The organism is Ignavibacteria bacterium, assembly GCA_016873845.1.
GTDB lineage: Bacteria > Bacteroidota > Ignavibacteria > Ch128b > Ch128b > JAHJVF01.
Window position 1 is genome coordinate 1 of the sequence record VGVX01000030.1, and the last position, 14537, is coordinate 14537.

13 protein-coding genes are annotated in these 14537 nt (G+C 36.6%); 7 read left to right on the forward strand and 6 right to left on the reverse strand.

Annotation, left to right across the window (positions count from 1 at the left end; genetic code table 11):
- Positions 1-207: 207 nt before the first annotated feature.
- From FJ213_07250 to FJ213_07265, 4 genes are all read left to right on the forward strand, one after another.
- Complete coding sequence (locus FJ213_07250; protein ID MBM4175953.1) at positions 208-690, forward strand: hypothetical protein; 483 nt, start codon at positions 208-210, stop codon at positions 688-690.
- A gap of 172 nt (positions 691-862) precedes the next feature.
- Entirely contained in the window at positions 863-1840 is a 978-nt protein-coding gene (gene pta / locus FJ213_07255; GenBank protein ID MBM4175954.1) for a phosphate acetyltransferase, read from the forward strand.
- A 114-nt stretch (positions 1841-1954) separates the two neighbouring features.
- Entirely contained in the window at positions 1955-4639 is a 2685-nt protein-coding gene (locus tag FJ213_07260) for a S9 family peptidase (protein MBM4175955.1), read from the forward strand.
- 138 nt (positions 4640-4777) lie between these two features.
- Positions 4778-5935 (forward strand): ATP-binding protein, encoded by a 1158-nt coding sequence (locus tag FJ213_07265; GenBank protein ID MBM4175956.1) that lies wholly within the window; start codon positions 4778-4780, stop codon positions 5933-5935.
- 64 nt (positions 5936-5999) lie between these two features.
- On the opposite strand, the gene FJ213_07270 is transcribed toward FJ213_07265, so the two are convergent.
- Entirely contained in the window at positions 6000-7034 is a 1035-nt protein-coding gene (locus tag FJ213_07270; GenBank protein ID MBM4175957.1) for an alpha/beta fold hydrolase, read from the reverse strand.
- A gap of 54 nt (positions 7035-7088) precedes the next feature.
- Positions 7089-7727: a DUF1684 domain-containing protein gene (locus FJ213_07275; GenBank protein MBM4175958.1), complete on the reverse strand. Its 639-nt coding sequence runs from the start codon at positions 7725-7727 to the stop codon at positions 7089-7091.
- A 64-nt stretch (positions 7728-7791) separates the two neighbouring features.
- On the opposite strand from FJ213_07275, the gene FJ213_07280 reads away from it, so the two are divergent.
- Positions 7792-9081 carry a peptide MFS transporter gene (locus FJ213_07280; protein ID MBM4175959.1) on the forward strand — a complete coding sequence of 430 codons (1290 nt, stop codon included), beginning with the start codon at positions 7792-7794 and terminating at the stop codon, positions 9079-9081.
- A 98-nt stretch (positions 9082-9179) separates the two neighbouring features.
- Here the strand turns inward: FJ213_07280 and hisN are convergent, their stop codons facing one another.
- From hisN to mscL, 3 genes are all read right to left on the reverse strand, one after another.
- On the reverse strand, positions 9180-9944 hold the full coding sequence (gene hisN, locus FJ213_07285) for a histidinol-phosphatase (protein ID MBM4175960.1): 765 nt from the start codon (positions 9942-9944) through the stop codon (positions 9180-9182).
- A gap of 85 nt (positions 9945-10029) precedes the next feature.
- Positions 10030-11217 (reverse strand): glycosyltransferase family 1 protein, encoded by a 1188-nt coding sequence (locus FJ213_07290; protein MBM4175961.1) that lies wholly within the window; start codon positions 11215-11217, stop codon positions 10030-10032.
- Between the two features lie 231 nt (positions 11218-11448).
- Complete coding sequence (gene mscL / locus FJ213_07295; GenBank protein ID MBM4175962.1) at positions 11449-11778, reverse strand: large-conductance mechanosensitive channel protein MscL; 330 nt, start codon at positions 11776-11778, stop codon at positions 11449-11451.
- Positions 11779-11890: 112 nt separating this feature from the next.
- On the opposite strand from mscL, the gene FJ213_07300 reads away from it, so the two are divergent.
- Positions 11891-11989, forward strand: coding sequence for a hypothetical protein (locus FJ213_07300; protein ID MBM4175963.1), 99 nt, complete (start codon positions 11891-11893; stop codon positions 11987-11989).
- Between the two features lie 73 nt (positions 11990-12062).
- Here the strand turns inward: FJ213_07300 and FJ213_07305 are convergent, their stop codons facing one another.
- The gene (locus tag FJ213_07305) at positions 12063-12224 is read right to left on the reverse strand and encodes a type II toxin-antitoxin system HicB family antitoxin (GenBank protein ID MBM4175964.1); all 162 of its coding nucleotides are present in this window, start codon (positions 12222-12224) and stop codon (positions 12063-12065) included.
- A 211-nt stretch (positions 12225-12435) separates the two neighbouring features.
- Here FJ213_07305 and FJ213_07310 point away from each other — a divergent pair, with 211 nt between their 5' ends.
- Positions 12436-14484, forward strand: coding sequence for a S9 family peptidase (locus tag FJ213_07310; GenBank protein MBM4175965.1), 2049 nt, complete (start codon positions 12436-12438; stop codon positions 14482-14484).
- Positions 14485-14537: the final 53 nt, after the last annotated feature.

The window sequence follows — 14537 nt, forward strand, 5'->3', positions numbered from 1 at the left end:
GTGTTATTAAATCATTTTTTTTGAATAAAATTTTGAAATTTTCTCAAAATTGAGAGATTCTATCTCAGATGGTAGAAATTTTTCTCAAAACCGCGAAAATCAATTATTTGTAAATCGAACTATTCACGTGGATTCTTGGTTTTAAAGTAGGAATGAATATATTACACTGTATTAAGCTTATTAAATTAAAGAAGGAGCCAATAATAAATGCTAATTAATAAAGAAATCAATAATTCACTCAACGAAATGATCTCAATAGAATTGACTGCCGTTAAACAGTACATGGCAATCGGAGCAAAGTTCAAAGAAATGGGATTTGAGAATATCGGGAATCACTTTTTGTTTGAATCCACAGAAGAACAAAGCCATGCATTAAAACTCATTAATTATTTGATTCGTGTTGGAGGGGAAATCAAATTTTTGGGTGATAAGAGTTTTAAAAATGATTTCAAAAACGCCGAAGAAATAATCAAAACTGCACTGAAAATGGAAACCGATTATTATAAGTTTCAAAACGATCTTATGAATAAAGTTAAAGCTTCAAAAGACAATCTCACTGAAAACTTCTTAAATTGGTTTTTAGAAAATCAAGTTGAAGAGATGAATGAACTGCAAGACTTGCTAACTAAACTAAAAAAACTTGGTGAAGATAGACTCTATCTGCTTGAACCAATGTTTGCAAAAGCATAATAACATAATTGTGAGGTTGGTAAACTGAAAAGTTTTTCAACCTCTTTATTCCCTCTTTGGGTTTTCAAGCACTTCATTGATCCGCCTTGTTTCGATATTTGCCTAGCACAAAAATCAATCTTAAATTTGTATTGAAATTATTTTTGAATAACGTATCTATTAGGAATTAATCATGTCTACACTACTCCAATCGATAAAAGAAAAAGCATCCAAACGTAAAAAAACGATTGTGTTACCTGAATCTTATGATGAACGTGTAATAAAAGCTGGTGCTCAGTTAGCCGAAGAAAATGTTTGTGCCGTTATTCTAATCGGAAATGAACAGAAGATCCGCGATGATGCAAAAGAATTAAATGTTGAATTAACTGGGATCAGGTTGATTGACCCGATGAAATCAGACAAGCTGACAGACTTTACAAATATTTATTTCAATCTCCGCAAAACAAAAGGTATTGATTTTGAAAAAGCAAAAGAAACGATGAAGAACAATCTTTTCTTCGGGGCAATGATGGTGAGAGAAGGAATGGCTGACGGATTTGTCGGCGGTTCGTCTTCACCAACTGCCGATGTACTTCGAGCCGGAATTCATTGTGTTGGTATGCCTGAAGGGATTTCAATAGTCTCAAGTTTCTTTTTAATGATTTGGCCTGAAAGAGTACACGCTTATGCAGATTGTGCAGTAGTCCCAAATCCAACCGATGAACAAATGGCGGATATTGCGATCTCAACGGCAGACAATTATGGAAAATTAATCGGCGATGAACCTAAAATAGCGATGCTTTCATTCTCAACGAAAGGAAGCGCAGAGCATGAAATGATTGATAAAGTTAGAGTCGCAACGAATTTAGTAATATCGAGACGCCCAGATCTTAAGGTTGACGGTGAACTTCAATTCGATGCAGCGGTAGTTGAAAAAGTCGGAAAATCAAAAGCACCAAATAGTGAAATCGCTGGAAAGGCAAATGTGCTGATCTTTCCAGACTTGAATGCTGGCAATATCGGTTATAAAATTGCCCAGCGAATCGGCGGTGCGGAAGCTGTCGGGCCAATGGTTCAAGGATTAAAAAAACCTGTATTCGATCTCTCACGCGGCTGCAGTGTTGATGATATTGTAAATACTTCTGCTATTGCTTGTTTGATGAGTAACTAATGAATTAAACGCACAGTTTAGTCAAAGAATATTTTGCAACTCAAAGTGTATTAGTTCGTATTAAGTTTGGATTTTAAATGCATTTAATTTCACACAAAAAAAACGGAGCGTAAAATGAGAAACTTTTTAACTGCGATTGTACTTACAATTTGTACAATTACATCAGTTTCATTTGCACAACTACCCCCTATAATTGATAGAGAAACTTTCTTCGGTGATCCAGAAATTTCAGGGGCACAAATCTCACCAGATGGAAAGTATATCACTTTCTTGAAACAATTCAATAAAGTTCGAAACATTTGGGTGAAAGAACGTGGACAAAAATTTGATGAAGCAAAACCTCTGACTGCTGATACTACTCGTCCCGTGACAGGTTATTTCTGGACACATAACAGTAAATACGTTCTTTATGTTCAGGACAAAGGCGGAGATGAAAATTATCGAATCTATGCTGTTGATCCGAAAGAATCAGGTGATCCTGTTCCAGTTGCAAAAGATCTTACACCGATGGAAAAAGTTCGTGCTTACATTTACGATGTTCCTAAAAAGACTCCGAATGAAATAATTATTGGTTTGAATGATCGAGACCCCTCATTACATGATGTCTATCGTTTAGATATTGTTACCGGAGAAAGAACTTTAATAAGAAAGAACGAACAAAATGTTGCCGGCTGGATTTTCGATCAAGATACAAATCTCCGGCTTGCTCTCAGGCAAACTGCTGACGGTGGTACTGAAATTTTAAAAGTTGAAGGCAATGACTTAAATCAAATTTACGTGGTCAATAACGAAGAATCTGCAAGTCCAATCTATTTTCATCCAGATGGACAAAGTTTTTATCTCATAACTAATAAAGGAGATAAAACAGACAAGATTCAACTCGAGTTGTTCGATTTAAAAACAAGCAAGACAAAATTAATTGAAAAAGATCCTCTCAATGAAGTAGATTTTGCCGGTGCATTATTTTCTGATATAACACATGAAATTCTTGCCACTTACTACATCGGTGAAAAACGCAGAATGTATCCAAGGCAAAAAGCTTTTGCAAAAGATTGGAAAAAACTTGAAGAGCTTCTTCCTCGTGGTGATTTATCAATCACAAGTATGACTGAAGATGAAATGACCTGGCTTGTGGTAGTTTCGAGCGATATTAATCCCGGGGCTATTCACGTTTTCGATAGAAAAACTGGTAAAACAGAGCTCCTTTATTACTCACGCCCAAATCTACCTACTGAATATCTTGCATCAATGAAACCAGTGAAATACAAATCGCGTGATGGTTTAACGATACATGCATATCTGACATTACCAAAAGGAATTCCATCGGAAAATCTTCCCGTCGTAATGCTGATTCATGGTGGTCCATGGTACAGAGATATGTGGGGATATAATCCATTGGCACAATTTCTCGCAAATAGAGGTTACGCTGTCATGCAGCCAAACTTCCGCGGCTCAACTGGATACGGGAAAAAATTTCTAAATGCTGGAAACAAAGAGTGGGGAACTGGCTTCATGCAGCATGATATTACTGATGGGGTCAAATATCTCATTAAAGAAGGAATTGCTGATCCGAAAAAAGTTGCAATTGCCGGTGGTTCATACGGCGGATATGCAACGCTGGCTGGATTAACTTTTACACCAGATCTTTTCGCGTGTGGATTTGATATAGTAGGACCATCAAATATTATTACTCTATTAAATTCAATTCCTCCATACTGGGCGCCGATTAAAAAGATTTTTGATGTCCGTGTTGGCGATCAAAACATTCCCGAAGACAAAAAAAGATTAGATGAACAGTCTCCCCTGAATTATGCAACTAATATTAAAGTACCCCTTTATGTCGTTCAAGGAGCAAACGATCCGCGAGTTAAAAAAGCAGAGGCAGATCAAATCGTTGTTGCATTACGAGATTTAGGCCGAGATGTAGAATACATGTGCGCTCCAGATGAAGGACATGGTTTCGCAGGTGAAATGAATCGATTGGCGATGATGACAGCTATGGAACAATTCTTCGTTAAACATTTGAAAGGAAGAGTTCAAGAAGATGTTCGAGAAGAGATACAAAACAAACTAAATGATATTACAGTTGATATAAAGACAGTAACTATGCCGGTTCGTGAGGCAGCAGATGAGTCGGTAAAACTTTATACTTCATTCGATGGTTCCAAAATCTCCGCTTCGGAAAGAAAATACTCCATGAAGATTGAAGTGATGGGACAAAAACTAAATATGGATTTGAGCCAATCTGTTTCAAAAGCCACGTTTGATGGAAATGAAGTTTGGAGAATTATTGATGTAGCAACCGGAATGATGGGAGGCTCAGACACACTTGATGTTGATCCAAAAACTTTATTACCAATCAGAAGAAATGCGGCTCAAGGTCCGGGTACTGTCACAATGAAATTTACTCAAGACGGTGTTGAAGGAATGATGAAGGCAGGTCCTCAGGAATTTCCGATTAAAGCTAATTTCGATTCGCCTGTTTTAGTCGATGGGACTGGAACACTTCTCGCACTCAGTACATTACCAATGAAAGAAGGATTCAGTGCAGCATACAATTCTTTCGATATGCGAGCCGGAAAAGCAAAAAAGATGATTGCTAAAGTCGCAGGCTCGGAAGTAGTTAAATTAGATTCTGGAGAGTTCCGCACTTTTAAAGTTGAAATTGTTAATGATGAAGATGGTACGACAAGTTCAACTCTATGGTACAACAAAGACGGAATGTATTTAGTAAAATCAGAGACTAAACTTCCTGCTCAAATGGGAGGCGGCTTGGTTGTGATGGAAATTGTCAAGTAATATTTTGTAAAAACTCAAAAACCCAACTTCTTAAAACCTAAACTACATCTGAGAAGTTGGGTTTTTTCATACAAAATATGTTTTTTTTAATTACATTCTCCTTGCATATTTAAAGTGAAATTTTTAATTTGCAAGGTGATAATAAAACGAAAATTACAAAACGAAATAATTGAATCTCTCAAACAATTCCCAGTCGTTGGAATTTTAGGTTCCAGACAAGTCGGGAAGACAACTCTTGCTAAAGAAATTCAACAAAATTTTCCAAAAAGTATTTATCTGGATCTTGAACTGCCCTCAGATTATAATAAGTTAGAAGAGACAGAGTTATTTCTATCATCCTTTCAGGATGAGCTTATAATCATTGATGAGATTCAACAAAAGCCTGAACTGTTTTCGATCATAAGAGCACTTGTGGATCAAAATAAAATTCCAGCAAGATTTGTAATTCTTGGTTCGTCGTCTCCTGATTTAATAAAAAAATCTTCTGAAAGTTTAGCGGGGAGAATATATTACCACTTGCTAAACCCATTTTCAATAAATGAAGTTGGGAATGATTCGGACAGTATCGACAAGCTTTGGATCAGAGGCGGATATCCCAATAGTTTTCTTGCAGAAAATATTGATTTGAGTTATAAATGGAGAGAGGCATTTATTCAGACATTTTTAGAGAGAGATATCCCAAAATTTGGAATCAAAATTCCCACGATTCAACTAAGTAGATTTTGGTCAATGATCGCTCACATTCACGGAAATCTTTGGAACGCAAGCAAAATTGCTGCTTCACTTGGAGTAACTCCACCGACTTCTAAAAGTTATCTGGATATTTTGGAAGGTACATTCATAATCCGGCAGCTTCAACCCTATCTCGCAAATACAAAAAAAAGATTAGTTAAATCACCTAAGGTATATATTCGCGATAGTGGATTGCTTCATTCAATTCTTAAGATTAAAACCAAAAGTGAACTTTTTGGAAATCCGACATCCGGACATTCTTGGGAAGGTTTCGTAATTGAACAGGTATTAAATAATTTGTCCTCCGACTTTGGAGTATATTTTTATCGTACATCTGCAGGGGCAGAAATTGACTTGGTGATCACTAAAGGTGACAGCCCAGTTTATTGTATCGATGCAAAACTTTCACTTACTCCTCAAGTTTCAGCCGGATTTCTAAATGCATTGGATGACCTTAAGTGTGAAAAAGGGTTTGTTGTTTATCCTGGAAAAGATATCTATCCTGTAAAAGAAAACGTTACAGCAATTCCAATTTCAAGAATTGATGCAATAATTAATACTTAAGAATTGCTTTTCGAAAAACACAACTTTTTAAGACCCAGATTGCATCCGCGCAATTTGGTTTTTTCTACCTATCCAAAAACTCAGCGATTGCTTTTGCTGTTTTTTCCATCTCACAATTCACGGCTAAGTGCCCGCATTCACTGTCGAAGATTAAAGTTTTTGCTCCAATTAACTCGGCAAAATCAATGGCTGATTTGGGGTGAAGGATCTGGTCTTGAAGCGAAATAATTAAAAAAACTTTTGATTTAATATGTTCCTTGAGTTTTTCTTTTTCAAGATTAACAGACCTTGAAATATCGTGCCCGATCATCGAGCGAAGCTGATATGCATAATCGATTGAGGTAAAAATCTTGGATGGCTCGCGATCAAAAGATTTTAATATCTCAGGAAATTTTTCGATTGGATTATTTCTCACATACCAATCTGCCGTCCGAGCAACTAATTGCGTCAGCATGTTGATCGTTTTCATTATTTCTTTTTCGGGGACTCCAGCTTTTAACGAAGACTCAATCAAGTGAAGTCTTGTATGCCATAGCAATTGATCGTACGTGCTTGCCCAAGGTGTTGGTACATACGCAATACATTTCTCGACAAATTCTGGATACGCAACAATCCATTCCAATGCCTGCATGCTTCCCATTGAACCACCAATGACTGTGTGCAGTCTATCTATCTTCAAGAAATCTTTAACAAGTCGGTACTGCGAGTTCACCATATCCCGAATTGTGAATTGAGGAAAATCATTCCCGTTTTGTTTCTCACTGTTTGATGGCGAGGTAGAAATTCCATTTCCGATTGCATCAACTGCGATAATGAAAAACTTCGAACTATCGAGAAGTTTATTAGGACCATTTCCAATTAAATTTCCGAGATGTTCGCTCGTGCCGGCGAACCAGGTTGGATTTAGAATTGCGTTTGACTTTTCCTCATTTAATGTTCCAAATGTACGGAATCCAACTTTGCAGTCGAGTATATATTCCCCACTTTCGAGTTTGAAATCACCAAGTTCAGTATATTTTTGAATTGACTGCGCATTCAGTGTTCCAATTAAAATAATTAATAATAAATTTACTGCTATGTTAAAAAATTTCTTTCTCATTCTTTATTGTCCATTCTCAATTCTCAATTCTCAATCCGTCAGCCGACGGATCAATTACTTATGATATTTCTTTTCACCTGCTTCAATTTTTAAATCTATAAAATCTTCCTTACGTGGAATTGCACATGAGTAAATTGGTGTGTAAGCACAATATGGATTATATGCTTTATTAAAATCGAGTGAGTAAAGATAATTTGGATCGGCGGATTCTTCTTCAACTTCTAAATATCTTCCGACCTCGTATGTTTCTTTGCCGGTTGTTTGATCTCTGAACCAAACAGCGAGATAGTTCTTCAGCATTTCCCTTCCAGGAGTGATATCAGATTCGAGATATTTATAAACATTGATCTTATACCTAACCTTATTAAAGTCGAATTCAAACCATCCGTATTTAATTTGATTCCGCTCCTCCCCTTTCGTACCCAGGACAATTACAGTATCGGGATTTTCATATTTTATCAATCGGGATTTGAATACAAAATCGGGATTGACGTCAAACCATTTTATCGCTGTATACTTAACAGAGTTATCCCTCTTGAAAGGTGATGTATCAGAATATTTAAAGAGAGAGTCGGTTTGCCGCCGGTGTTTTTGAATTTGTGAAAAATATTCTGAACCAAGTTCATTCTCAGAGCAGTCGATTAAACTCAGACTCGCAAAGAGAATTAATACGGAAATAATTTTCTTGTTCATAATTCGAAAATCCTTCTTATTTATGATTCTCTTTCCTATTTTCGTGGAAATTTAAGGAGACTTAATGAAAAAAGTTATATCAAAATTTCAAGTGTTCAAATCTTTTTCTGGAACTTTCTGGCTCGTAATTATGATGGAGTTTTTTGAGCGCGGATCTTACTATGGAATGATGAGCATTCTTTCGGTTTACTTTACCGATCAATTATTCTTCAGCAAAGAAAGCGTTGGAGTAATTAAAAGTACCATCCAACCATTGCTTTATATTTTACCTATAGTTGCTGGCGCAGTCGGTGATAGATTCGGATATCGCCGTACATTGATTTTTGCTTTCACATTTCTTGGGCTTGGCTATTTTCTGACAAGTCAGATGACTGAGTACGCATTCGTATTTGGAAGTTTAGTCATTATGGGAATAGGTGCAGGCGCATTCAAACCTATGATCTCAGGAACGATTGCGCGAATCACAACTGAAGAGCAATCAACACTCGGTTTTGGAATTTTTTATTGGTCTATAAACTTCGGTGCATTTTTATTCCCTTTGATTCTTGTGCCTTACGTTAAAAATACATTCGGCTGGGAATATGTGATGATTGTATCAGCAATCTGCACAGCCTCAATGCTTATTCCCGCAATATTATTTTATAAAGAACCGCCAAAACCTGAGAGCACAAAAACTCTGCTTCAAGTTTTTAAGGGAATGATTATGGTTCTTTCGGATGTAAGATTCATTGGTTTAATCGTAATCTATTCCGGATTTTGGATCTTGTATTTCCAGATGTTCGATTCGGTGCTTTGGTACGTGAAAGATTATGTAGATGCTACATCACTCGATAATACAGTGAATTCATTCCTTGGATTTTTTGGAATTAATATTAATTGGAAGTTTGACGTAGAACACGTGACAGTAATCAATGCCGGAACAATTATTCTTCTTCAGATCGTTGTTTCGAATATTGTAAAGAAAACAAAAGCACTTCCAACAATGATTACCGGAATCACTCTTGGAACAATTGGAATGGCAATACTTGCAATCAATACTAACATCTGGGTATTCATGATCGGAATTACAATCTTTTCAATCGGCGAGATGACAGCACATCCAAAATTTATCAGCTATGTCGGATTAATTGCTCCGCCGGATAAAAAAGCGACTTATCTTGGCTACTCATTTTTGTATGGTGTAATAGGATCTTCAATCGGCGGGATTCTTGGTGCAAACCTTTACGTTCACTTTGTTGATAACTTGAAAGATCCACAAACACTTTGGATTATTTTCAGTTTGATTGGAGTCGCAACAATAATAGGCTTGCTCTTATACGCAAAGTTTTTTGCTCCAAAAGGTTCGAAGTATTGAAAAATGCGGAGTGCGGAACTCGGATTGCGGAATGCGGAATTTACGTCACACTCCGCATTCCACACTCCTAACTTGTTAATCTATTCACTTTTCTGGATTCATGAGCCAAGAATTTCTAATACCTTGGAATGAATTCCGCTTGATGCGGCGACGATACTGTTCCCCTTCGATGGATCATTTCCATTGTAATCTGTAATGATTCCCTTTGCACCGCGAATTATTGGAATTATTGCCATTGTATCCCAAACTGACATTATTGGATCGATCATTATATCTGCATATCCTGTTGCAAGAAGATAATATCCGTAACAATCTCCCCAATTTCGATAAAGCTTCACATTTCTTATTAGATTTTCGAATCTATCCATACTTTGATATTTACCTACGTTTAAGTGATCAGTGGTAAGCAACACTGCATCCGAGAGACTCATGCAATTTCTTATGCAGACTTTTTCACCATTCAATTCTGCTGAATTATTATCGCCAATCAAAAACTCATTTAGTATCGGCTGATTGATCACTCCGAAAATTGGCTGATTATTTTTTACTAGTGCAATCAAAGTTCCAAAAGTAACAGTCCCGCATATAAAACTTCTCGTTCCATCTATTGGGTCGAGAATCCATCTGTATTCTGCATCAGGATTATGTTCACCAAATTCCTCACCAAGAATTCCGTGTTCAGGAAATTCATTCATGATCAAATTTCGCATTGATTCTTCTGCTTTTTTATCTGCGATTGTTACTGGAGATTCATCAAATTTATTTTCAATTGCGAAGGACTTCCGGAAATAATTCTTAATGATTTTCCCGCTCTCTTCAGCTAACAGTTTTGCGAAGGATTTGAATTCAAGAAGGTCATTCATCGTTTAATGCCCTAAGATTGATTATTTTTTAATCAATTTACACAGATGACAGGAAAGAATCTCCTTAATTCAGCATAAAAAAAGATCAAGCGGCAGTCTTTACCAGAAGCTTTTTCAATTTAGAATCTTCCATTACCTTGTAATAACTTAAAATAAGCTTTTCAAATATTTTCTCCCAGGTTTGAGAATGAGCATATCTGAATGCATTATTTGAGATTTCTTTTCTCAGCTCACTATTATTCAGAACAAATCTAATTTTTTCTGCAAAATCAACTGGTGCGTTTGGCTTAAAGAGCAATCCTGTTTGAAAATTTTTTATAATTCCTGCTGCCCCTCCTTTATCGGCGCAGATAGGAACTAATCCCGACGCCATAGCTTCAAGCGTCACATTTCCAAAGGTCTCTGTGGTCGAAGGAAAAACAAAAACATCGCTCGACGCAAAAACTGTAGATAGTTCTTTCCCACATTTATAACCGAGAAAAATAGCATTCGGAAGCATTTCTTCAAGTTCATGTCGAATTGGACCATCTCCGACAAACATTAAAATGAAATCATTTCGTTCAGCTTCTAAAATTCTATATGCATCGATTAAATCTTTCAAATCCTTTTCCCAGACTAATCTTCCTGCATAAAGTAAAATCTTTTTATTACTTGGATTATTTTTATTTCTCCATTCCAACGATCGATATTTTGGATTAAAAATTTCTATCTCAACTCCATGCGGCAGGTGCTCGAGATTTCTGAATTGGTGATTTTCAAGTTCAGATAAAATTGGCAGCGATGGAATGTAAACTCTATCGCAGCTATTGTAAAGACCTCGTAAATAATTCCAGCCGCATAATTCCAGCGATCTTATTTTATAATATCTGGCATAGCTTGGAAAGTGAGTGTGATAAGTAGCTACAACTGGAATTGATTTTCTTTTCGCAAATTTTACCGCAGCAAATCCTAATGAACATGGTGAGTGGATATGAAAAAGTGTGGGATTGAATTGTTTGATCATCTTTTTCAAAAAATAATCTGTTGGAATAGACATCCTATAATCCCGGTACAAAGGAACAGAGACAGAACAAACTTTAAACATTTCTGATGGTTGATCGTCTTTTTGGGGAATTACAGGTGAGATTGCGATGTTTGGAATACTGTTCTGATTAAGATAATCGAGCAGCTTGTACAAAACTCTCGTCACTCCATCCTGTCCGGGCTTCATTGTCCCGCTAAAAAACGCTATGCGCAGATCTATTTTGGAATCCATTTTATCCATCACTTTCATTTATCTGACATACCGTGACTTTATTATCATACTGTTTGGCAAGTATAAATTTCATTAATTCTTCTAATCAATTATTTATTGTTTTATATGATCATGCCCTAATAATGTTTCGATAGATTTAGACAAGAAAGTTGGAAAATTTTCCACTTTAAGGTGAAAAAACTATGAGTTCCTCGTTTTATTTGAGGAACTCAATTAAAAAAAGTTGTAATTTAAGTTAGGTTATCCTTTTTAGGAAGCACCTTCAGATTTACGCATTTTGTTCATTCCTTTTACGACCATGAACAATGCCCAAGCAACAACTAGAAAATTAATTAAAACAGTAATAAATGCACCATATTTGAAAGTAACTTCAGGTGTACCGGCAAGGGGATCGGCAGATTTCAATACAACATAGAAATCTTTGAAATCCATTCCGCCAAGCAGTAATCCTATCGGCGGCATGATGATATCGTTAACGAGCGAATTAACAACATTTCCGAATGCGGCACCAATGATGATACCGATCGCCATATCCACCATGTTTCCTTTCATGGCGAATTCTTTGAACTCTTTGAACATTTATCCTCCGTATTTTGTTGAGATTTACTAGAGTTATTAAGGTTTTTCTTTATTTCAAACTGCAAAAGTCAATTAACTCATTTAATAAGAAGTAAGCTTTAGTCTAACAATAATGAAATGCTTAATGAATCTAATGAACGGCAATATAAAAATCGAATCAGAGCAAGGTGTAGGAACTACGGTTACATTATCCGTTCCATTGGCTGAATAACTCACTTAACCAAAACCCAATTGCTGCTGTTACTGACCCATCGGTGAAAGCAAATGAGTGATGTCTGCAATTTTCACTCAGTGATATCCACAAAAAGGCATCCTTCAACAGCTTCATAAATATTCTTCAGAAGGTCTTCGAAATTTTCCGCTTGTGTCACACATCCTGGAATTGATGGAACTTCTGCCCAATAGCCACCTTCATCTGCTGAATGCACAATTACTTTCAATTTCATATATGGTTTCCCTTCAATTTCAAAATAACTCACTAAAACATATTTTTCAAGGTCAGGTGCAAAAGCTCAGCTATTTCATATTTTGCTGCTGTCACCGACCAGCCGGTGACAGCAATTGAACGAGTTGTTATTCTTCATGCTTTCATCTCATAAAAGTTAGACTTATTTTAGAGTCAAGTGAACCAAGAATAACCTCAGAAAGGAGCCCCTAATGTTTAGAACAAATAGAATTTTGAGCATCTTTGCAATTTTTATCTTTACTGCAGGATTGAATCTTTATGCACAAGATTCAAATGTTTTAACACCTTACAACATTGTGAAACTCAAATCAATCGGTGAAACTGTTCTCTCACCTGATGGAAATTTAATTGCATACACACTCAGTTCCCCGCGAACTTTGGAAGATGAACCAGGTTATCCGTATCGGGAATTGTTTGTTGTCCCATTCAATGGCGGCGAACCGAAACCCTTTGTAACCGGAAAGATCAGTGTTGGAAATCTTGCTTTTTCTCCGGATGGAAAGCTGATCACATTCACTGGCAGATTCGATGATGACAAGACAACTCAAGTATACGCAATTCCAGTTGATGGCGGCGAAAAATACAAACTAACAAATGTGAAAGAATCGATCGGTAGTTATCAGTTTCATCCCAATGGGAAAACAATTTTTTATACTGCATCAATCCCAGCAGACGAAAAGAAAAAATCTCTTGAGAAAAAAGGATTCAATGCAATTGTGTACGAAGAAAACTGGCAGCATATAAATCTATTTAAGTATGATATCGATTCGAAAGAATCAAAACAGCTCACAAAAGATATTACTGTTTGGGATTTTGTGATTTCAAAAGATGGGAGTCAAATTGCAGCAGCGGTTTCACCCAAAAACTCTGTTGATGATTCTTACATGTTCAAGCGTATTCACTTGGTCAATCCGGAAACTGGCGTTACGAGCTTACTCATTGATAATCCAGGAAAGCTTGGAAATTTTGCTTTCAGTCCTGATGGAAAAAATCTTGTTATCAATTCTGCAATAGATATCAGCGATCCATCGTCAAGCAGTATGTATGTTGTCCCAGTTCCAAATATGGGGAAATCGTTTTCCAGCTTAAAAAATTATTCCAAAGATTTTGAAGGGACTATTTCTTGGGTCGGTTGGAAAGACAATAACACAATGTTATTCCTTGCAGAAGAAGGAGTTTATCTCCCACTAAGTTCACAGTCAATCGATGGCAAGCCGCGAAAATTGATCACTGATAGAACTGCTGTTCTTCGCAGCGTCGCTTATTACGGCAAATCTGATAAATATGTAATGGTTATGAACACACCATTTCATGCGAATGAAATTTACACTTTCAGCGGAAACTCAAAGCCAAAAAGATTAACTAATTCAAATCCTTGGTTAGATGAAATTAAATTTGGAAAACAAGAAGAGATCCGTTATTCGGCAAGAGACAGATTAGAGATTACTGGAATTTTAATCTATCCTTTAAATTATGAAGCCGGTAAAAAATATCCTTTGATAGTCGATATTCACGGCGGACCAGAAGCCGCATATCAAAATGGCTGGGTGACAGGTTATGGAAATTGGGGACAAATTGCTTCTGTGCGCGGTTATTTTATTTTTATGCCGAATTATCGAGCAAGCAATGGACGTGGTGTTGAATTTTCTAAAATGGGTCATTACGATCTAGGCGGAAAAGAATTTGATGATGTGTTGGATGGAATTGATTTTCTCGTAGATAGAGGATTTGTCGATCCAGAACGAGTTGGAATCGGCGGTGGTTCTTATGGCGGATACTTTTCTGCTTGGGCTGCAACAAAATATTCACATAGATTTGCTGCGGCATGTGTGTTTGTCGGAATCTCAAATCAAATTTCGAAACGAGGCACAACTGATATTCCTCTCGAAGATTACTACGTTCATTGGACTGTTTGGGCTCACGATAATTACGATCATGTTTGGGACAGAAGTCCTTTGAAATGGTCTAAACAGAATCAGACTCCGACACTCATTCTCCATGGGAAAGAAGATCCACGTGTGAATGTAGCACAATCAATGGAATTATACAGAACTTTAAAAAACATAAATCAAGCTCCTGTGAGATTGATTCTTTATCCTGGTGAAGGTCATGGAAATGCAAGAACTCCAGCAAGACTGGATTATGCAATTCGAACAATCGAATGGTTTGATTTTTATGTCAAGAACAAAAAGCCAAAAACGGAAATGCCGGCGGCGGAAGTGGAATATGAAATCAAGTGAAATGCGAAGTGCGGATTGCGGAATGCAGAATATTATCAAATTCAGAATTCGGA

Coding starts and splice junctions, on each gene's coding strand:
- FJ213_07250 (MBM4175953.1), top strand. CDS start 208: ATGCTAATTAATAAAGAAATCAATAATTCACTCAACGAAATGATCTCA.
- pta (MBM4175954.1), top strand. CDS start 863: ATGTCTACACTACTCCAATCGATAAAAGAAAAAGCATCCAAACGTAAA.
- FJ213_07260 (MBM4175955.1), top strand. CDS start 1,955: ATGAGAAACTTTTTAACTGCGATTGTACTTACAATTTGTACAATTACA.
- FJ213_07270 (MBM4175957.1), bottom strand. CDS start 7,034: ATGAGAAAGAAATTTTTTAACATAGCAGTAAATTTATTATTAATTATT.
- FJ213_07275 (MBM4175958.1), bottom strand. CDS start 7,727: ATGAACAAGAAAATTATTTCCGTATTAATTCTCTTTGCGAGTCTGAGT.
- FJ213_07280 (MBM4175959.1), top strand. CDS start 7,792: ATGAAAAAAGTTATATCAAAATTTCAAGTGTTCAAATCTTTTTCTGGA.
- hisN (MBM4175960.1), bottom strand. CDS start 9,944: ATGAATGACCTTCTTGAATTCAAATCCTTCGCAAAACTGTTAGCTGAA.
- FJ213_07290 (MBM4175961.1), bottom strand. CDS start 11,217: ATGAAAGTGATGGATAAAATGGATTCCAAAATAGATCTGCGCATAGCG.
- mscL (MBM4175962.1), bottom strand. CDS start 11,778: ATGTTCAAAGAGTTCAAAGAATTCGCCATGAAAGGAAACATGGTGGAT.
- FJ213_07300 (MBM4175963.1), top strand. CDS start 11,891: ATGAAATGCTTAATGAATCTAATGAACGGCAATATAAAAATCGAATCA.
- FJ213_07305 (MBM4175964.1), bottom strand. CDS start 12,224: ATGAAATTGAAAGTAATTGTGCATTCAGCAGATGAAGGTGGCTATTGG.
- FJ213_07310 (MBM4175965.1), top strand. CDS start 12,436: ATGTTTAGAACAAATAGAATTTTGAGCATCTTTGCAATTTTTATCTTT.